This window comes from Arthrobacter livingstonensis (assembly GCF_003219815.1).
Classification (GTDB): domain Bacteria; phylum Actinomycetota; class Actinomycetes; order Actinomycetales; family Micrococcaceae; genus Specibacter; species Specibacter livingstonensis.
Window position 1 is genome coordinate 15854 of the sequence record NZ_QJVD01000007.1, and the last position, 19518, is coordinate 35371.

Annotated in this window: 16 protein-coding genes; 7 read left to right on the top strand and 9 right to left on the bottom strand. The window is 66.3% G+C overall.

Features of this window, described 5'->3' with window-relative positions:
- Positions 1-5: 5 nt before the first annotated feature.
- The 5 genes from kdpC to CVV68_RS08060 all read right to left on the bottom strand — a co-directional run bounded on the left by kdpC (position 6) and on the right by CVV68_RS08060 (position 5519).
- Positions 6-587, bottom strand: a complete 582-nt coding sequence (gene kdpC, locus CVV68_RS08040) for a potassium-transporting ATPase subunit KdpC (RefSeq protein ID WP_110500489.1) — start codon at positions 585-587, stop codon at positions 6-8.
- Positions 588-602: 15 nt separating this feature from the next.
- Complete coding sequence (gene kdpB / locus CVV68_RS08045; RefSeq protein ID WP_110500490.1) at positions 603-2771, bottom strand: potassium-transporting ATPase subunit KdpB; 2169 nt, start codon at positions 2769-2771, stop codon at positions 603-605.
- A complete protein-coding gene (kdpA, locus tag CVV68_RS08050) occupies positions 2768-4423 on the bottom strand; it encodes a potassium-transporting ATPase subunit KdpA (protein WP_110500491.1) in 1656 nt (551 codons plus the stop codon). The genes kdpB and kdpA overlap by 4 nt, the downstream gene beginning before the upstream one ends.
- Positions 4424-4432: 9 nt before the next feature.
- Positions 4433-4525 (bottom strand): K(+)-transporting ATPase subunit F, encoded by a 93-nt coding sequence (kdpF, locus tag CVV68_RS08055; protein ID WP_110500492.1) that lies wholly within the window; start codon positions 4523-4525, stop codon positions 4433-4435.
- Positions 4526-4769: 244 nt separating this feature from the next.
- Positions 4770-5519 (bottom strand): SDR family oxidoreductase, encoded by a 750-nt coding sequence (locus CVV68_RS08060; RefSeq protein WP_110500493.1) that lies wholly within the window; start codon positions 5517-5519, stop codon positions 4770-4772.
- A 118-nt stretch (positions 5520-5637) separates the two neighbouring features.
- Between CVV68_RS08060 and CVV68_RS08065 the strand changes: the two genes are divergently transcribed.
- Entirely contained in the window at positions 5638-7005 is a 1368-nt protein-coding gene (locus CVV68_RS08065) for an amidohydrolase (protein WP_245933416.1), read from the top strand.
- Between the two features lie 269 nt (positions 7006-7274).
- Here CVV68_RS08065 and CVV68_RS08070 read toward each other — a convergent pair whose 3' ends face one another.
- Entirely contained in the window at positions 7275-8012 is a 738-nt protein-coding gene (locus CVV68_RS08070) for a LysM peptidoglycan-binding domain-containing protein (RefSeq protein WP_110500641.1), read from the bottom strand.
- Positions 8013-8422: 410 nt separating this feature from the next.
- Here CVV68_RS08070 and CVV68_RS08075 point away from each other — a divergent pair, with 410 nt between their 5' ends.
- Positions 8423-9238 (top strand): MBL fold metallo-hydrolase, encoded by an 816-nt coding sequence (locus CVV68_RS08075; protein WP_110500494.1) that lies wholly within the window; start codon positions 8423-8425, stop codon positions 9236-9238.
- A gap of 256 nt (positions 9239-9494) precedes the next feature.
- Here the strand turns inward: CVV68_RS08075 and CVV68_RS08080 are convergent, their stop codons facing one another.
- Together CVV68_RS08080 and CVV68_RS08085 are read right to left on the bottom strand one after the other, a co-directional pair.
- Positions 9495-10667 (bottom strand): cystathionine gamma-synthase, encoded by a 1173-nt coding sequence (locus CVV68_RS08080; protein ID WP_110500495.1) that lies wholly within the window; start codon positions 10665-10667, stop codon positions 9495-9497.
- 8 nt (positions 10668-10675) lie between these two features.
- The gene (locus CVV68_RS08085; RefSeq protein ID WP_110500496.1) at positions 10676-12061 is read right to left on the bottom strand and encodes a cystathionine beta-synthase; all 1386 of its coding nucleotides are present in this window, start codon (positions 12059-12061) and stop codon (positions 10676-10678) included.
- Positions 12062-12141: 80 nt separating this feature from the next.
- On the opposite strand from CVV68_RS08085, the gene CVV68_RS08090 reads away from it, so the two are divergent.
- The 3 genes from CVV68_RS08090 to CVV68_RS08100 are packed head-to-tail and all read left to right on the top strand — an operon-like array spanning position 12142 to position 13618.
- Positions 12142-12711, top strand: coding sequence for an adenylate kinase family protein (locus CVV68_RS08090; protein ID WP_110500497.1), 570 nt, complete (start codon positions 12142-12144; stop codon positions 12709-12711).
- A 9-nt stretch (positions 12712-12720) separates the two neighbouring features.
- On the top strand, positions 12721-13206 hold the full coding sequence (locus CVV68_RS08095) for a helix-turn-helix transcriptional regulator (RefSeq protein ID WP_110500498.1): 486 nt from the start codon (positions 12721-12723) through the stop codon (positions 13204-13206).
- 10 nt (positions 13207-13216) lie between these two features.
- Positions 13217-13618, top strand: coding sequence for a VOC family protein (locus CVV68_RS08100; protein ID WP_110500642.1), 402 nt, complete (start codon positions 13217-13219; stop codon positions 13616-13618).
- 95 nt (positions 13619-13713) lie between these two features.
- Here the strand turns inward: CVV68_RS08100 and CVV68_RS08105 are convergent, their stop codons facing one another.
- The gene (locus tag CVV68_RS08105) at positions 13714-17166 is read right to left on the bottom strand and encodes a bifunctional proline dehydrogenase/L-glutamate gamma-semialdehyde dehydrogenase (RefSeq protein ID WP_110500499.1); all 3453 of its coding nucleotides are present in this window, start codon (positions 17164-17166) and stop codon (positions 13714-13716) included.
- 177 nt (positions 17167-17343) lie between these two features.
- Here CVV68_RS08105 and CVV68_RS08110 point away from each other — a divergent pair, with 177 nt between their 5' ends.
- Both CVV68_RS08110 and CVV68_RS08115 read left to right on the top strand, forming a co-directional pair.
- Positions 17344-18282 (top strand): LysR family transcriptional regulator, encoded by a 939-nt coding sequence (locus CVV68_RS08110; RefSeq protein ID WP_110500643.1) that lies wholly within the window; start codon positions 17344-17346, stop codon positions 18280-18282.
- Entirely contained in the window at positions 18279-19475 is a 1197-nt protein-coding gene (locus CVV68_RS08115; protein ID WP_110500500.1) for an ArsB/NhaD family transporter, read from the top strand. The genes CVV68_RS08110 and CVV68_RS08115 overlap by 4 nt, the downstream gene beginning before the upstream one ends.
- Positions 19476-19518 lie beyond the last annotated feature (43 nt).

Genomic DNA, 19518 nt, shown 5'->3' on the forward strand with positions numbered 1-19518 from the left:
GCACCTTAGTGCGCCACCCGCGCTTGGAGCAGCGCGGTGTTAAGCGTGGTGGTGTTCACGGAGGGCTGGCCAAGGAATGCGTTGAGCCCGTTGCTGGTGTTGGCACTCACCAGCTGACGCACCGCGGCCGGGCTGAGCCCGTTCCCCTTGGCGACCCGCGGCACCTGGAGGGCGGCGTAGGCCGGGGAAATGTCAGGGTCCAGGCCGGAGCCGCCGGCGGTGACGGCGTCGATCGGCACGGCCGTCGGCGCAACGTCCTCGCGTTTGGCCACCTCGGCCCGGTTTTCCGCAATGGACTTCACCAGGGCGGGTTGGTTCGGGCCAAGGTTGGAAGCCGAGGAGGTCTCCGGGTTCCAGTCCACGGCCGAGGGCCGCGGGTAGAAGAACTTGTCTCCGGTGACGGGCTGGGCCAGCAGGGACGACCCGGCGGGCTTGCCGGCCACCGTGATGATGGAACCGTTGGCCTGCGCCGGGGCCACGGCCTGGCCCAACCCAAAGACCAGGACCGGGTAGGCCAGGCCCAGCAGGAGCGTGGCGCAAAGCAAGAACCGAAAGGCCGTGAGGAGCTGGCGTCCATAAGCGTTCATTGTGGTGTCCTTAATTTAGCGCTGGGCAATCGTGGGGATGAGGGCGACCAACAGGTCGATGAGCTTGATGCCGATGAACGGGGCAATGACGCCGCCCAGCCCATAGATGAGCAGGTTTCGTGACAGCGCCTGCGCTGCGGAAACCGCCCGGTACTTCACCCCGCGCAACGCCAGCGGCACGAGGGCCACGATGACCAGTGCGTTGAAGATGACGGCCGAGACAATGGCGCTCTCTGGGGAATGCAAGCCCATGATGTTCAGCAGCCCCAGGCCCGGGAACGTGGCGGCGAACAGTGCCGGCACAATGGCAAAGTACTTCGCCACGTCGTTGGCCACCGAGAACGTGGTCAGCGAACCACGGGTGATCAGCAGCTGCTTGCCAATGCCCACGATGTCGATCAGCTTTGTGGGGTCCGAATCCAGGTCCACCATGTTGGCCGCTTCCTTGGCCGCACTGGTGCCCGAGTTCATGGCCACGCCAACATCCGCGGCGGCCAGGGCGGGGGCGTCGTTCGTGCCATCCCCCGTCATGGCCACGAGCCGCCCGGCCGCCTGTTCGGCCTTGATCACCGCCAGTTTGTCTTCCGGCGTTGCCTCGGCCAGGAAGTCGTCCACCCCGGCCTCGGCGGCAATGGCGGCCGCGGTGATCTTGTTGTCGCCCGTGATCATGATGGTCTTGATGCCCATGGCACGCAGTTCGGCGAACCGTTCCTTCATACCCGGCTTCACCACGTCAGCCAGGTGGATGACGCCCAACACCCGGGCGCGCTCGCCGTCGTACGTGGCCACCAGCAGCGGCGTGCCGCCGGTGCCGGAAATCTTCAGCACCGCGTCTTCAAGTTCCTGCGGCAGGAACCCGCCACGGTCCTTGGCATAACGTTCGACGGCGGCCGCGGCCCCCTTGCGTACCTCCAGCACGCCGGCGGTTCCAGTTCCCGGATGGGCTGGGTTTCCCGGGTGCCCAGGGTTTCCCGGGTGCCCAGGGTTTCCCGGGTTTCCCGGGTGCCCCTGGGGCAGGTTCAGCCCGCTCATGCGAGTGACCGCGCTGAACTCTATGACCTCCACGTCGGCGGTGAGTTCGTCGGGGCTGGGCGCGGATAGCTTCCCGTCAAGGGCAAGCTCCACGATGGAGCGTCCCTCGGGGGTCTCGTCTGCCAAGGAGGACAAGCGTGCGGTTTCGATGAGCACCCGCTGGTCAACGCCGTCGGCCGCCAAGAACGCCACGGCGCGGCGGTTGCCATAGGTGATGGTGCCCGTCTTATCTAACAACAAGGTGGTAATGTCACCGGCGGTTTCCACGGCACGGCCGGAGGTGGCCAGCACGTTGCGCTGGATCAGCCGGTCCATGCCGGCGATGCCGATGGCCGGCACCAGGGCGCCGATGGTGGTGGGAATCAGGCAGACCAGCAGGGCCACCAGGACCACCGGGGTGGGCAGGGCGTGGGCGAAGTTGGCCATGGGGGCCAGCGTCATGACACACACCACGAACACGATGGTGAGCGAGGCCAGCAGCACGTTCAACGCAATCTCGTTGGGCGTCTTTTGGCGGGTGGCACCCTCGACCAGGGCGATCATCCTGTCCAGGAACGTCTTGCCGCTGGCCGCCGTGATGCGGATGGTGATCCTGTCCGAGAGCACCATGGTGCCGCCCGTGACGGAGCTTCGATCGCCGCCGGATTCGCGGATGACGGGGGCGGATTCGCCCGTGATGGCCGATTCGTCCACGCTGGCCAGGCCCTCGATGACGTCACCGTCGCTGGGGATCAGGTCCCCGGCCTCACAGATCACCACATCGCCCACGGACAGCTCGGTGCCGGGCACCAGTTCCTCCGAGTAGCCGTCCTGGCCGGAGCCTGACTGGCCGGCCGGCACCAGGGCGCCCACCCGGCGTCGTGCCATGACCGAGGTCCGCGCGGCACGGAGGCTGTCGGCCTGGGCCTTCCCGCGGCCCTCGGCGATCGCCTCGGACAGGTTGCCGAAGAGCACCGTCAGCCACAGCCACACCGTGACGATGATGGAAAACACGGCGGTGGAGGAGCCAATGAGCAGCTGTTGGATGCTCACTGCCGTGCAGGCAAGGGAGCCAATCAGCACCGTGAACATGACCGGGGAATGGATCATGGCGCGCGGGTTGAGTTTGCGGAATGCCAGGGGCAGCGCCCCAATGGTGTTGCTCACGTTCATTTGATGAGTCCTTCGGCAGCCGGGCCCAGGGCGAGGGCCGGGAAATAGGTAAGTGCGGCGACGAGCAGTGACACGCCGCCCAGCAAGGTGGCGAACAGCGGGCCGTGCGTGGCCAGGGTGCCTGAGGTGTCCGGAACCTTGCGTTGCTTGGCCAGGGAGCCGGCGAGCGCAAGGACCAACGCGATGGGCAGGAACCGGCCCAGCAGCATGGCCAGTGCCAGCATGGTGGCCAGCCCGGGTCCGGAACTGGTGATGCCGCCAAAGGCGGAGCCGTTGTTGTTGGCGGCGGAGGTGAACGCGTACAAGATCTCGCTGAAGCCGTGCGGGCCCTCGGCCGGGGCGTTGGAGGACAGGTACGGGATCGAGACAGTGATGGCGGTACCGAGCAACACCAGCGTGGGGGTGACCAGGATGTACAGGGCCACCAGCTTCATCTGGGCGGAGCCGATCTTCTTGCCCAGGAACTCGGGGGTGCGCCCCACCATGAGCCCGCCGATGAACACGGCCACGATGGCCAACACCAGTAACCCGTACAGTCCGGAACCCACGCCGCCCGGCGCAATCTCGCCCAGCATCATGTTCAGCATGGCCAGGCCGCCGGCCAGTGGCGGGAGGGAATCGTGCGCCACGTTGACGGCGCCGGTGGAGGTCAGCGTGGTGGCGGTGGCGAACAAGGTGCTTGGCGCGATGCCGAAGCGTTGCTCAAAGCCTTCGCCGACGCCGGTGCCCTGTCCGGCAAATGCCGCCACGGCCCAGGTCATCAGAGCGGTGGACCCGAGCCAGAACGCGACCATGACAGTCAGCACCGTGTAGCCCTGGCGTTTGTCGCCCACCATCCGGCCATACATGGCCGGCAGGGAGAACGGGATCAGCAGGATCAGGAACACCTCAAACAAGCTGCTGAAAGCCGTGGGGTTTTCAAACGGGTGGGCCGAGTTGGCGTTGAAGTAGCCGCCGCCGTTGGTGCCCAGCAGCTTGATGGCTTCCTGCGAGGCCACGGGACCGCCGGGAACAGTTTGCTGCGCGCCGGTGACCAGGGTGTGGATGTCGGTGCCGCCCCAGTTTTGGATGACGCCGGTGACGATCAGGACCACGGCACCCAGGATGGACAGTGGCAGCAGCACGCGCAGGGTGCCGCGGGTCAGGTCAACCCAGAAGTTGCCCAGGTTGTGCGTTTCGGCCCTGACAAGTCCCCTGATGAGGGCCACTACCACGGCCAGTCCGACGGCGGCGGAGAGGAAGTTCTGCACGGCGAGCAGGAGCATTTGAACGCCGAACCCTAACGTGGATTCGGGCACGTACGTCTGCCAATTCGTGTTCGTCACAAAGGAGACGGCCGTGTTCATGGCGACCCACGGGTCCACGGCCCCCATCCCCTGGTTGAACGGCAGGTGGCCCTGGAGCATTTGGCCGCCGAGTACCACCAGGATCGACACAATGCTGAACGCGAGCAGCGAGCGCAGGTAGACCTTCCAGTGCTGGTCCGCCGCGGAGTCAATGCCGGAAAGCTTGTACAGGCCGCGTTCCACCGCCAGGTGCTTGCGGCTGGTGAACGTTGCCGCAAGGTAGCGGCCCATGGGCTGGTGCAATGCGCCCAGCAGCAGGATCAGCACGGCCACCTGGGTGATGAGGGAGAGAACGTTAAGCTCCATGGTGGCCGGTCACCACTTCTCGGGGCGGGTGAGGGCGGCGAGCAGATAAACCAGGAGGGCCAGTCCCACCAGCCCCAAAATTAACCACGTCAGCAATGCCACGACGAACCTGCTTCCAAAGAGTGCGCGTTGATGTCTTCCTTCATCGCACACCCGTGATCTAGCCGCGGCCGCCGTTTTTACGCCTTCTTAACGCGTCCCCATCGCTTCTTGACGTCTTCCTGACTCCCTGATGGCAGGCTGCAAGCGTCTGAACTTCCGTTCTGCGCAGAACTCGTGGCCAGTACTACTCATCTTGGTCGCTGGCGACAAACTCTCGCTGAGTCTTGCGCAGAGAGACATTGGGTCACGCCGAGAAGCCGCCGTCGGCCTTGATGAGCTGCCCGCTCACCCAGCGCCCGCCCGGAGAAAGCAGGAACGCGACCGTCGGGGCCACATCCGCCGGGGTGCCCAGCCGCCCGCCCGGCTGCAGCGCCGTCATCGCCGCCCGGGTGGCGCCGTCCATCCAGCCGGTATCCACGGGGCCGGGATTGAGCACGTTGGCGCTGATCCCCCGGCCGCCCAGCTCGCGTGCCGCGGCAATCACGATCCGGTCCAGTGCGCCCTTCGACGCACCGTACGGCAGGTTGAACGCCGTGTGGTCGCTGGTCAGCGCCACGATCGCGCCGCCGTCGGGCACGGCCTGTGCGGCAAAGGCCGCTATCAGCTGCCAGCTGGCCCGCGTGTTGACGGCGAAGTGGCGTTCAAAGCTCGCCAGGGAGGTGTCCATGATCGCGGAGTCCACCGATTCACTGTGGGAGAGCACCATGCCTTCCAACGGCCCTGCCTCCTGGGCGATCTGCGCAAAAAGATGCTCGACGCCGGTTGGGTCGCCCAGGTCGGCCGGCAGCGCCCAGACACGGGCGCCGGCAGCGGTGAGTTCGGCCGTGAGGGTGCGGACGTCGTCGGGCTGCTCGCCCCAGGGCATGCGGGAGTCGTAGGCCTGCCAGTAGTTCAGGACCAGGTCCCAGCCGTCGGCGGCGAGGGCATGGGCAATGCCGGCGCCTATCCCCACCGTGCGGCCCACGCCGGTGATCAATGCGGTTTTGTGATTCATGCACCCAGCCTATGTGCAGGGTCTGCCCGTGCCGGGGCAGGCGCGGTAAGTTGGGACTGGGCCCACAGGCCCGCACGGATTCCGCCGCGAACCAGCGCGCATGCATTGAAAGGCCGTCATGACCCCCACACTGCCCACCCCCAGGCCCGCCTTTGTTCCGGGACGCGTGACGAAGCCGGCCAACGCTGCCCGGCCGGCGGGGACGCCCGGCGGAAAGCCCAGGGGCAAGGCACAGCCCGTCCCCGCCATGCCGTCCGTCAACACGGCCTCCATCAGCGCGGCCATCCGGGAAGCCGCGGACGCAGCGAAGAAGCGCGTGCTGGCCATCACCAATGCCCATGTGGTCCCGATTGACGGCGAACCGTTTGACGGCACCGTTCTGGTGGAGGGCGGGCGGATCCTGGCCCTGGGCGTTTCCGTCCAGGTGCCGGAGGGCGCGGACGTGCTGGATGCGAAGGGTCGGTGGCTGCTTCCCGGCTTCATCGACGCCCACGTCCACCTGGGAATGCATCCCGAGGGAGAGGTGGGCTCCACCAGCGACGTCAACGAGATGACGGATCCGGTCATGGCGGCGGTCCGCGCCATCGACGCCGTCGATCCCTTTGACCCCGGCTTTGACGACGCCCTGGCGGGCGGCATAACGGCAGTGAATGTCAACCCCGGCTCGGGCAACCCCATTGGCGGGCTGGCAGTGGCGCTGCACACGCATGGGCGTTACATCGAGGAAATGGTGCTGCGCTCCCCCAGCGGCCTGAAATCGGCACTGGGCGAGAATCCCAAGAATGTATACGGGGAAAAGAAACAGACGCCCTCCACCCGGCTGGGAACAGCCCTGGTGATCCGCCAGGCGTTCATGGCGGCGCAAAACTGGCTGGCCAAGCCGGAACCGCGGCCCCGCGACGCGCAGATGGAGGCGCTGGCCATGGTGCTGCGCCGGGAGATCCCGTGGCGCCAGCACTGCCACCGGACGGACGACGTCGCCACGGCAATCCGCCTGGCTGATGAATTTGGCTACGAGCTGGTCATTGACCACGGCACCGAGGCGCACGTCATTGCCGACGTCTTGGCAGAACGTGGCATCCCGGTGCTGATTGGTCCGCTGTTCACCACCAAGTCGAAGCCGGAGCTGCGGGGGCGCTCCATCGCCAACCCGGGCAAGCTGGCGGCCGCCGGCGTGGAGATTTCCATCATCACGGACCACCCCGTCGTGCCCATCAATTTTCTGGTGCACCAGGCCACCTTTGCGGTGAAGGAGGGCCTGGACCGGGACACGGCGCTGCGCGCCATCACCATCAACCCGGCCAAGGTGCTGGGCCTGGCCGATCGGATCGGCTCCCTGGCCGTGGGCAAGGACGCGGACCTGGTGCTGTGGAGCGGGGATCCCCTGGACGTCATGCAGCGGGCGCTGAAGGTGTTCATTGGCGGCAAGCCCGTCTACACCTACGACGACGTTGCCCGGGTGGGTGCCGCTGCCTCCCGGGTGTGACGGCCCGGCAAACTGCGCTGGTATGGATCACCACGACGTTGAGGGGGCGCATCACCACCTTTTCAGGTGATGATGCGCCCCCTCAACTCAATGCGGGACTTGCAAACGCCAGTCTTGGGCCCACGCTTGCCAGGTTCCAAGAAATCGCGCCAGCGATTTATTGGGCCGGCAAGTGGCGGAGCAAAACGTGCAGGAGCCGTTGGATGGGCCCACGCTTGCCAGGTTCCCAATAAATCGCGCCAGCGATTTATTGGGCCGGCAAGTGGGGATTAGGCCGGGAGCTGGAGCACCTGGCCGGTGAAGATGAGGTCGGCATGGACAACGGTGTCGGCGTTGGCGTTGTACAGCGCTTCCCAGCCGCCCTTGATGCCCATCTTCTGGGCAATGGTGCTGAGTGTGTCGCCGGACGCGATCGTGTAGGTTTTGCCGCTGACGGCCACGGGCGCCTCGGCCGGAGCCTGCTGCACCGGAGCCTGCTGCACGGGAGCCTGCTGCACCGGAGCCTGCTGCACGGGAGCCTGCTGCACCGGAGCCTGCTGCACCGGAGCCTGCTGCACCGGAGCCTGCTGCACCGGAGCCTGCTGCACGGGGGCAACCTCCGACGACTGTGCTGCCACAGGTGCCGGTGCCGGGACAGCGGCCGGTGAGGGAGCAGGTGCGCCGCCGCCGGAGAGTCCCAGCTGCGCGGCGCAGGAAGGCCATGCGCCCCAGCCCTGTCCGGCCTGTACCTTCTCAGCTACTGCGATCTGCTGATCGCGGCTTGCACTCTCCGGGGCCCCGGTTCCGCCGTAGGCCGCCCAGGTGCTCGGCGTGAACTGCAGTCCGCCGGAGAAGCCGTTGCCGGTGTTGATGGCCCAGTTGCCACCGCTTTCACACTGCGCCAGAGAGTCCCAGGTGCTTCCATCCGCTGCGTTGGCACCGGTTCCGGCCACTGCCAGACCAGCTCCCGCAATGGCAGCAATGGCAAGTCCGCGGCTAATATTGCGCGTCAATTTTGTGTTCTTCATGGATGCGTTCTCCCAACGGCCACCTTCGCTCCGCCCGTCCCCGGACATCTGCACGCCACCGTCCAACCTATAGATATGGAGGTTGTTTCCGTGGCCTGCTGCATGACGGTGTGCGGTGGTGGCAGGTCCGGGCATTCGTGGGCCACTCTTGATGCGGCCGGCCCCGCAGGGCATCCTCAACGCTAAAGGAATTTCCAACCGATATCAAATCGATACCTAAATCAGGGAGTTGTTATCCTTCCGGAACCAAAATTAACAGATCAATGGTGTATGCGCTCAAGTGCGCACTCGCGTGCGGCCCGTCCAAGGCCTCCACGGAATGCGCGGCTGCCGGAATTCCGTCTTGACCTGAAGTCCGCTTAAGGTGGTTCACTGGTGTCATTGCCGTCAACCGACCACCAGGAGATCCAATGCCGATCTGGACGTGCGCCACGTGCGCGATCGAACATTCCGACACGGCCGCTCCCCCGGACATCTGCGCGGTCTGCGCCGACGAGCGGCAGTGGGTGCCAGCGGACGGCCAGCGCTGGACCACCAGGGAAGAGCTCTCCGCGGAGGGATACAAAATCACCGTGACGGAGCTGGAACCAAAGTTGCACGCCGTCGAAGCCGTGCCCGAGCTGGGCATCGGTCAGCGCGCCCTGCTGGTGCAGACGGCGCGCGGTAACCTGCTCTGGGAGCCGCCGGGATTTATTGACGACGCCGGCATTGCCGCGGTCCGGGCGCTCGGCGGCGTGGCCGCGGTCGCGGCCAGCCACCCGCACCTGACGGGGTCCTCGATTCAGTGGAGCCACGCCTTCGGCAACGCACCCGTCTATGTGGCGGCGGCGGATAAACAGTGGATTCGCCGCCCCGACCCGTCCATCCGTCTCTGGGAAGACGAAGTGGAGCTGTTGCCGGGGCTGTCCCTGCTCCAGTGCGGCGGGCACTTCGCCGGCAGCAGCCTCTTGCTCTGGCCCGCCGGGGCCGCCGGCCGCGGCGCCCTCCTGACGGGCGACACCATCGCCATCGGAGGGGACGGGAAATCGGTCAACGCCATGCGCAGCTATGTCAACAACATTCCGCTGCCCAAGAAGGCCATCCAGCACATCTTGGACACGGCGATGCCCTTGGCATTTGACCGTATGTACGGCGCTTTCCGCACCATCGATTCAGGGGCACGCCCCATCACGGAGCGCTCGCTGCGGCGGTACATGGACTGGATTGACGGCATGCCCGAAGATTAGTCCGCACCCCTTACCGACGCTCCCTCAGATTCGGGGGATTTTCCAGAAACGCTCCTGAACTTCTGCGGGTCCAAATCCGGACGCTCCCTCTGCAGGAGCGAACGGCGATTGGCCTGCCATACCTAGCTGCGGGAGCGTCGGCAGAAAGTGACCCGGATCTGAGGGGGCGTCGGTGTCCGCAAAAGGTACGACGGCGGTGGGCCACCTTTTCAGGGAAGGTGGCCCACCGCCGTCGTACCTTGCTTAGGGGAAGGTGTCAGAGCGAACCGATGGCCTGCTCCAGATCCGCGATCAGGTCCGCGACATCCTCGATGCCCACGGACAGGCGAATCAGGTTCTCGGGGACGGCCAGCTCGGTGCCCTTGACGGAGGCGTGCGTCATCTCCGAGGGGTAGTTCATGAGCGATTCGATGCCGCCCAGCGATTCGGCCAGCGTGAACACGTGGGTGGACTCGGCCACCTTGCGCGCCGCCGTTTCCCCGCCCTTGAACTGCACGGAGATCATGCCGCCGAAGCCGCGCATCTGGCGGGCGGCAAGCTCGTGCCCGGGGTGCCCCGGCAGTCCCGGGTACAGCACCTTTTCAACTTCGGGGCGGGTCAGCAGCCATTCGGCAATTTCCTGCGCGTTGGAGGAGTGCCGGTCCATGCGCACGCCCAGCGTCTTGAGCCCGCGCGTGGTCAGCCAGGCTTCCATCGGCGCGGACACGGCGCCCACTGCGAACTGCACAAAGCCGATCTTTTCGGCGGCTTCGGCGTCGGAGAGGATGATGGCGCCGCCGGAGGCATCGGAGTGGCCGCCAATGTATTTCGTGGTGGAGTGCACCACCACGTCGGCACCCAGGGCGAGGGGGTTTTGCAGATAGGGGGACGCAAAGGTGTTGTCGACGACCAGGAGGGCCCCGGCGTCATGGGCCACACCGGCGAGCGCGGTGATGTCGGTAATCTTCATCATTGGGTTCGACGGCGTCTCCACCCAGACCATCTTCGTCTTTCCCTCGGGCCCGCCGGCGGCAACGGCGGCCCGCAGCGCATCGCCGTCGTTCATGTCCACAGCAGCGTTGCTGATGCCCCACACGGACAGCACGCGGTTGATGAGCCGGTAGGTGCCGCCGTAGACGTCATTGCCCATGATGATGTGGTCGCCCGGAAGCAGCAGTGCCCGGATCAGGGCGTCCTCGGCGGCCAGGCCGGAGGCGAAGCTGAACGCGAATTCGCCGCCTTCAAGGGCTGCGAGCTGGGCCTGCAGGGCGTCGCGGGTGGGGTTGGTGCCGCGGCCGTATTCGTAGCCGTTGCGCAGCTTGCCGATCCCGTCCTGGGCAAAGGTGGTGGTTTGGTACAGCGGCGGGATGACGGAGCCCGTGGTGGGGTCGGGAGTCTGCCCGGCGTGGACGGCGCGCGTATTGAAGCCGGTGTTTGTGGGGTCAGTCATGGTGTCTCCTAGTCGTTGAGGTAGTTCAGCAGGTCGTGGCGGGTCAGCACGCCAACGGGCGCACCCACAAACGTCACCATGAGCGCGTCCACGTCCTGAAGCTTCGTGCGTGCGGCGGAGATCGGTTCCAGCGAGCCGATGATGGGCAGTTGCGGCTGCATGTGCTCGGTGATCTTGTCCGTCAGCTTGGCCTCGTGGCGGAACAGCTTCCCGGTCAGCGTGCGCTCGTCGACGGAGCCGATCACCTCGCCCATCACCACTGGCGGCTCGGCGGAGAGCACGGGGATCTGGGAAACGCCGTATTCGGCCATCAGGTTAATAACGTCCCGGACCGTCTCGTTCGGGTGGATGTGGACCAGGTCCGGCAGCTGCCCGGTCTTTGACTTCAACAATTCCCCGATGGCGGGTTCGTCGGTAGCCTTCAGGAAGCCGTACGACTGCATCCACTTGTCATCAAAGATCTTGGCCAGGTAGCCGCGTCCGCTGTCCGGAAGTAGTACGACAACGACGGCTTCCGGTCCCAGCCCCTTGGCGGCTTCCAGCGCGGCCACCACGGCCATGCCTGACGATCCTCCGACCAACAGTCCTTCTTCACGGGCCAGGCGCCGGGTCATGGCAAAGCTGTCATTGTCCGTGACCGCGATGATCTGGTGTGGGACCTTGGGATCGTAGGAAGCAGGCCACATGTCCTCGCCCACGCCCTCCACCAGGTACGGCCGGCCGGTGCCCCCGGAGTAGACGGAGCCCTCGGGGTCGGCGCCGATGATTCGGACTTCGCCGCCCTCGTCTGCGGGGCGGCCCGCGGAGACTTCACGCAGGTAGCGGCCGGTGCCGGAAATGGTGCCGCCGGTGCCCACGCCGGCGACGAAGTGGGTGACCCTGCCTTCGGTGTCGCGCCAGATTTCGGGGCCGGTGGTCTCGTAGTGGCTGAGCGGGCCGTTTTGGTTGGAGAACTGGTCGGGCTTGTAGGCACCGGGAATCTCCTTGACCAGACGGTCGGAGACGCCGTAGTAGGACTGCGGGCTGTCAGCAGCGACCGCCGTCGGGGTTACCACCACCTCCGCGCCATAGGCCCGCAGGACGGCGCGCTTGTCCTCGCCCACCTTGTCCGGAACCACAAATACACAGTTGTAGCCGCGGGCCTGGGCCACCATGGCCATGGCAACACCGGTGTTGCCGCTGGTCGGCTCCACCACCGTGCCGCCTGGACGGATTTTGCCTTCCTTGGCAGCCTCGTCCAGCATCTTGACGGCTATGCGGTCTTTGGCGGAGCCACCCGGGTTCATGTACTCAAGTTTCACCAGGACAGTCGCCTGGAGCCCAAAGGCCACCTTGTTGAGTTTTACCAACGGGGTGTTGCCAATGAGGTCCAGGACGGAGTTTGCATACTTCATAAGTCCAAAGTATCCCCCGCCTTCCCCTCCGGCCAAAGGAGGTTACCGTTTGGGGCGCTTACGGCCCTAGAATCGGGAGAATGCTCACTGCCATTGACCCCTTGCCGGCACGTCCCCGGCGCATCCTGGTGGCGGGTGTCAGCGGCTCTGGGAAAACCACGCTGGCCGGCCGCATTGGCGCAGTGCTGAACGTACCCCATGTTGAAATTGACAGCCTCTTTCACGGACCGGACTGGACGCCGCGCGAGTCCTTTGTCCAGGACGTCGCCGCCTTCACCGGCGCGCCCGGATGGGTCACGGAACGGCAGTACCGCCAGGTGAGGCAACTGCTGGCTCAACGGGCAGAGTTGCTCGTGTGGCTTGATTTCCCGTTCCCGTTCTCCATGTGGCGGCCCATCCGCCGCACGGTCCGGCGCCGGCTGCGACGCCAGGAGCTGTGGAACGGCAACATCGAGCCGGCGTTTCACACCATCTTCACCGACCCTGGCCACATCATCCGTTGGGGCTGGCGCGCCCGCAACAAGCTCAAGGCCGTGGTGCCTGGTCTGGAACAAGAGATTCCCGGGCTGCACGTGGTCAGGCTTTCCTCCCCACGGGACGTGGATGCCTGGGTGGACAATCTTCAGCTTGCCGTCACCTCTGGCTGGTAGTTTCACACCATGACCCCGGAGGAACTTGCCACGCTGACCCTGCTGCGGCGTGCCCGGGACATGATTGACAGGGACTATGCGCTGCCACTCGATGTGCCGACCATCGCACAAAAGGCCTTCATGTCCCCCGCGCACTTTTCCCGGAAGTTCCGTGCCGCGTACGGGGAGACGCCGTACAACTACCTGATGACCCGACGCATTGAACGGGCGGCCGCGCTGCTCCGGGCCGGCACCTCCGTGACCGACGCCTGCATGGCCGTGGGAGCCACCTCGCTGGGCTCCTTCAGCTCCCGATTCACCGAGATCATGGGCGAGACTCCCAGCGCGTACCGGGCGAGGGAACACAGCGCCGTCGAGGCCATGCCCTCCTGCTTTGCCAGATTTGCGACCCGCCCCCTGCGAAGTCCTGCCGTTGTTGGCCCTGCCAACAACAACAACCTGGTGCAGGACAAGGCGAGCAGGAATGAAGAAGCCGTCCGGCGGGCCGCCCGATAGCGTAAGTGTCATGACTATTTCACTGCAATACACCAACGTCACCGTCAATAACACCGACGAAGCCGTCGTCTTTTACCGCGATGCGCTGGGCTTGTCCGTGGTCAATGACGTCGCCTCCGGCGGGTTCCGCTGGGTTACGCTCGGGAGCGACGCGCAGCCGGGCCTGGGGATTGTCATTTCCGAACCGCATGCCGGCCGCTCCCAGGCCGACGGCGATGCCCTTCAGGAATTGCTCACCAAGGGCGTGCTGCCGATGCTTGTGTTCCAGACAGACAACCTCGACGCAACGTTCGAACAGGCAAGGGCCACCGGCGCCGAGGTGCTGCAGGAGCCCATCGAGCAGTCCTGGGGCCCGCGTGACTGCGCGTTCCGCGACCCGTCCGGCAACACGGTGCGAATCTCCCAGATGTAGGCTCCCTCGCTTAAACGACTATGTTGCACTTATTGGACGAAAAACGCCTGGGAGAGCGCTATCCGGCCCAACAAGTGCAACATGGACGAGGGTGGCTAGATCAGCCCGTCCGAGAGGTGGTCGGGCGTGCCGAAGCGGTGCGCCGTAATGCTGACGGCCTGCTCATGCAGGAACGGCAGCATCTCAATCCGCCCGGCCTCGGTGACCGCATTGTGGTAGATCGCCAGGTCGGGGCGGCCGTCCGTTGCCTCGTAAAGGGCGCTGGAGTCCCCGCCAATCAGGCGGATCCGCCCGGCGCCGAAGCGTCGCGCCGTGACCAGCCAGTCGGCGTCGTTCTCCACGGTGACGCGGATGCGCAGGCTCACCAGCAGCGCTGCCACGGCGTTGGGAAGCGCGACGGCGGTGGAAACCTCCGGGGTGGCGCCGGCGGTGATTCCTGCCGCCAGGACGCGAAGCAGCTTGGCAACGGACTCGCCCTCGGCCAGGCGGACCAGCGGATGCAGCGGCAGGTAGCGGAACACATTGCGTTCCGCCGAGAGGCCGGAGACATCCTTGGCCGCGCCAAACTCGTCCGCCCACGCGGCGGCGTCGCTGTGCAGCGAACGGGTGAGGAACGCCTGCTCGCTGGCGGAGAGGCCGGCGGCGGCGTTAAGCATCTTGCGCGCGGCGTCGCCCAGCGCCGCCGTGGCCGTCGAGACAGCAGGTTCCCAGTTGCCCAGGCCCACCAGGTAGTTCGGGCCGCCTGCCTTCGTTCCGGCACCCACGGCCGACTTCTTCCAGCCGCCGAACGGCTGGCGCTGGACGATGGCACCGGTGATGCCCCGGTTCACGTACAGGTTCCCGGCCTGGATGGTATCCAGCCACAGACCAATTTCCGCCGAATCCAACGAGTGCAGGCCGCTGGTCAGCCCGTAGTCGATCCTGTTGACCATGGCGATGGCGTCCTCGAGAGTCTCCGCCTCCATGACGCCCAGCACGGGGCCAAAGTACTCGGTGAGGTGGAATTCGGAGCCGTCCGCAACCCCGGTGCGCACACCCGGGGACCACAGCCTGCCCGTGGCATCGAGCTGCTTGGGCTCGATGGCCCAGGATTCGCCCGCATCCAGAGTGGTCAGGGCCCTGTGGAGCTTGCCGGCGGCCGGCTCAATGATTGGGCCCATCTGGCTGGTGGCCGTTTCCGGGTATCCCACGACCATGCTGCGGGCGGCGTCGAGGAGCTGGTTGTGGAAGCGGGCGGACTGCGCCAAGGAGCCGACCATGACCACCAGAGACGCCGCGGAGCACTTCTGCCCTGCGTGCCCAAACGCGGACTGCACCACGTCCTTGGCGGCAAGATCAAGATCGGCGCTGGGCGTGACGATGATGGCGTTCTTGCCGGACGTCTCAGCCAGCAGGGGCAGGTCCGTGCGGAAGCTGCGGAACAGCTCGGCCGTTTCGTAACCGCCAGTGAGGATCACCCGGTCCACCGCGGGGTGTGAGACAAGTGCCTGCCCAAGTCCGCGCTCTTCCAGCTGCACCAGGGCCAAAACCTCCCGCGGCACGCCGGCGTCCCACAGCGCCTGCACCATGACGGAGCCGCTGCGGCGGGCCTGGGTGGCAGGCTTGATGACGACGGCGGATCCGGCGGCAAGTGCCGACAGCGTGGATCCTGCCGGGATGGCGACGGGGAAGTTCCACGGGGGCGTCACCACGGTGAGTTTCGCCGGGACGAAGGTGGCGCCGTCGACCGTGTCCAGGTCCTTGGCGCGCTCGGCGTAGAAGTGGGCGAAGTCGATGGCTTCGCTCACTTCCGGGTCGCCCTGGTCCAGGGTCTTGCCGGTCTCGGCGGCCATGACCTCCATGAGCTCGGCGCGCCGGCTTTCCAGCGTGGCGCCGGCGCGGTGCAGCACGGCGGCGCGCTCAGCGCCGCTCAGGGCTCCCCAGGCCCTGCCGGCCTCCAGTGCCGTGTCCACGATGCCGTTCAACTGGTCGACGTCCGCGACGCGGCTGGCTTCCACGATGTCGTTGCCGAGCTCGGAGCCGGGGATGCGGGCCAGAATGTCCCTGCCCCAGGCGCGGTTGGCGGGCAGGGCCGGGTCGGTGTCCGGGGTGTTGGCAAAGAATTCCGCGGAGGAGGGCCGCGGGGTTTCTGCACGGTCCTGGACGCGGTTCGGTGCGGGGACCCCGGCGTCGAGGTCGGCAAGCGATGCCAGGAAGCGGTTCTTCTCGCGTTCGAACAGGGCCTCGTTGTCGGAGAGTTCAAAGACGGCGGACATGAAGTTGTCCTGGCTGGCGCCCTCTTCGAGCCGGCGGATGAGGTAGGCGATGGCGACGTCGAATTCGCCGGGGTGGACCACCGGTGTGTACAGCAGCAGTGCGCCGACATCCTTGCGGACGGCCTCGGCCTGGCCGGTGGCCATGCCCAGCAGCATCTCAAATTCCAGCCGGCCGGAGGTGGCGCTGATGCCGCGCTGCTTGGCCAGCAGCCAGGCGTGGGCCACGTCAAAGAGGTTGTGCCCGGCCACGCCGATGTGCACATTATTGATGTGTTCGGGGGTCAGCGCGTAGTTGACGATGCGCTTGTAGTTGGTGTCGGAGTCCTGCTTGGTGCCCCAGGTTGCCAGCGGCCAGCCATAGACGGACGCCTGGACCTGTTCCATGGGCAGGTTGGCGCCCTTGACGATGCGCACCTTGACGGCGGCGCCGCCGTCGGCCCGGCGCCGGGCAGCCCATTCCTGCAGTTCGATCATGGCGCCAAGGGTGTCCGGCAGGTAGGCCTGGAGCACGATGCCCGCTTCCAGGTTCCTGAACTCCGGCTTCTCCAGGATGCGCTTGAACACCGCGATGGTCATGGTGAGGTCCTTGTATTCCTCCATGTCCAGGTTGATGAACTTGGGCTTGGGGAAGGAATTGGCCAGCGCATAAAGGGGCGTGAGTTCTTCCACCACGTGGTCGACGGCGTCGTCAAAGGCCCAGGCGGAGTGCGGGGCAACCGTGGAGGATTCCTTGATCGAGACGTAGTCGACGTCGTCGCGGGCCAGCAGGCGCATGGTGCCCTCGAGGCGGCGGGCGGCTTCGTTTTCGCCCAGCACGGCCTCGCCCAGGAGGTTGATGTTCAGATCCACCCCGCCCTGGCGGATCTTGGCGATGGCCGGGCCCAGCTTGGCGTCGGTGGCGTCCACAATCAGGTGCCCCACCATCTCGCGCAGCACCTTGCGGGCAATCGGGATGACAAGCTGCGGCAGGACAGGCGCCATGACGCCGCCGAGGCGGACGGCGCCGCGCATGTACCAGGGCAGGAAGGCGGGCACCTTGGGCGCCAGCCTGGCCAGGTTCCGTCCGGCCACGGCCAGGTCTTCGGGGCGGATGACCCCGTCAACGAACCCCACAGTGAAGTCCAGTCCGTTGGGGTCTTTCAAGACGCCGGCGAGGCGCTGGGCGGAAACATCAGCGGGGAACTTGGATGCCTCGCTGAGCCAGTGCCGGACAAGGGCGATGGTCTCTTCGGCAAGGTCGTTGCCCGGGATCGGAATGGTGGCGGCGGTGTCCGCGCTGACGGTGCTTGTCATGGTCTCTGGTTCGTTCTTTTCTACCGGTCTCCGGCGTTGCTTTAGACCCGTCCCGACCGTCTACGGTGACGCCAAACGGGTTACCTTTAAGTCCAGTATGGGACTAATATTCAATAAGTAAAAGTGATGTTTTTTAATGAATATCAGTCGATTTTCCTTAACTATCTGGAGGTGCGCGTGTTGGATGTCAAGCGCCTGCGCCTGCTGCGCGAATTGCACATCCGCGGCACCCTGGCCGACGTGGCGCTCGCCCTGCAGTACAGCCCGTCCGCTGTGTCCCAACAGTTGGCCCTTTTGGAAAAGGAAGCGGGCGTGAAGCTGTTGCGCAAGGTGGGCCGGCGCGTGCAGCTCACGCCCCAGGCGGAGATCCTTGTGGCCCACACCGCTGAAATCCTGGAGACGCTCGAACGCGCCGAAGCGGACATGTCCGCGTCCCTGACCACGGTGGCTGGCACGGTGAAGCTCGCCGTGTTCCAGTCGGCCGCGCTGGCGCTGCTGCCGGAGATGCTGACCGCCATGGCACAGGACTATCCGGAGGTACGGATTGAAATGGTGCAGCGGGAACCGGAGACCGCCCTGTATGAGACCTGGGCGCGCGACTTTGACCTGGTGGTGGCCGAACAGTATCCGGGCCATGCGGCGCCCCGGCACCCCGAACTGGACCGGGTGGTGCTGACCACGGACGCCATCCGGCTGGCCGTGCCGGCTCCGGGCGTGGCCGGCGGGATGGCGAACCTCCGCACCGAGCCCATCACTGACGTTGCGGACACCGCAGCGCTTCCCTGGGTCATGGAACCCCGCGGCGCCGCATCCCGGCACTGGGCCGAGCAGGCATGCCGGCAGGCCGGCTTTGAGCCCGACGTGCGCTTTGAAACGGCCGATCTCCAAGCCCAGATACGCCTCATTGAATCGGGCAACGCTGTGGGACTCATGCCCGATCTGATGTGGAAGGGCCGGCCGCCGGCCCTTACGCTCATCGATTTGCCCGGGCTCCCCCGTCGCACGGTGTTCACCTCGGCCCGGCGGGCCAGCCGGCGCCGTCCGGCCATCCTGGCGTGCCGGGAAATTCTGGCCCGGACGGCATTGCAAATTCCCGAGAGTCCGGTCGGGGCATGAAGAGGGTCCTGGCCGCCGGAACTCCGTCCGCCCTTTTTGCTGCGGGGCTGCTCCTGCTGGCCACCGGGCTGCTCCGCTGGGATTCCTTCACGGAACTGGCCGGGCGCACCGTGCCCATCCTGCTGTTCGTGGTGGCGATGACCGTGGTGACGGAACTGGCCGACAACGCCGGCGTGTTCCGTGTTGTGACGGCAAGGCTGGCGGGCGGGCGACGCCGGAAACCGGGCACGACGCCGACCGGCCGGGTCCTGCTGCTGTGGCTCGTTTCGCTGGGGCTCGCCACGGCGTGCACGGTGTTTTTGTCCCTTGACACCACGGCCGTGCTCGTCACGCCGGTGGTGGTGTCGCTGGCACGGCATGCAAAAATCCACCCGCTGCCGTTTGCGCTGGGCACCGTCTGGCTGGCAAATACGGCGTCGCTGCTGCTGCCGGTTTCCAACCTCACGAACCTGCTGGCCCAGCACCGCCTCGACGTGAGTCCGCTGGGTTTTGCGCAGCTGCTGTGGGCGCCGGCTGTGGTGGGCGTTGCGGTCCCGGCAGCGTTCCTGTTCCTGATTTTCCGGCGCGATCTGCGCGGCCGCTTTGCGCCGCCGGTGGTTCCCGAACCTGCGGACAGGGCATTGCTCGTCGTCAGCGGTGTCACCGTGGCGGTGCTGCTGCCGGCACTGGTTTCCGGGATTCCGGTGTGGATTCCGGCGTCGGTGGCGGCGCTGTTCCTGCTGGCCGTGTTCGTGCTGCGCCGCACGAAGGCCGTGCGGTGGCGGATACTCCCCGTCCAGCCGGTCCTGCTGGCCATGGGGCTGTTCCTCATCGTCCAGGCCCTGCACGACCACGGCCTGGGCGCGGCCCTCACGCGGATTTCCGGCACGGGCAACGGATTCACGGCCCTCCTGCAGCTGGCAGGGATCGGCGCGCTGGCGGCCAATGGCGTGAACAACCTGCCCGCGTACCTGGCGCTGGAGCCGGTGGCGGCCTCCCCCATTCGGTTGGCCGCCCTGCTGGTCGGCGTGAACCTTGGCCCGCTGGTTTCCCCGTGGGCGTCGCTGGCCACGCTGCTATGGCACGGCCGCCTGAAGGCCATGGGCATCAACATTTCGTGGTGCGGGTACGCGCTGGGCGGACTGGCCGTCGTCGCGGTCATGTTGCCGCTGGCGGTGCTGGCGCTGTGGCTGGCGGCGGGACTGCCGGCATAGTGTTGGCCCCGTAGCCGGCAGTACTGCCAAGCACGACGCCGCC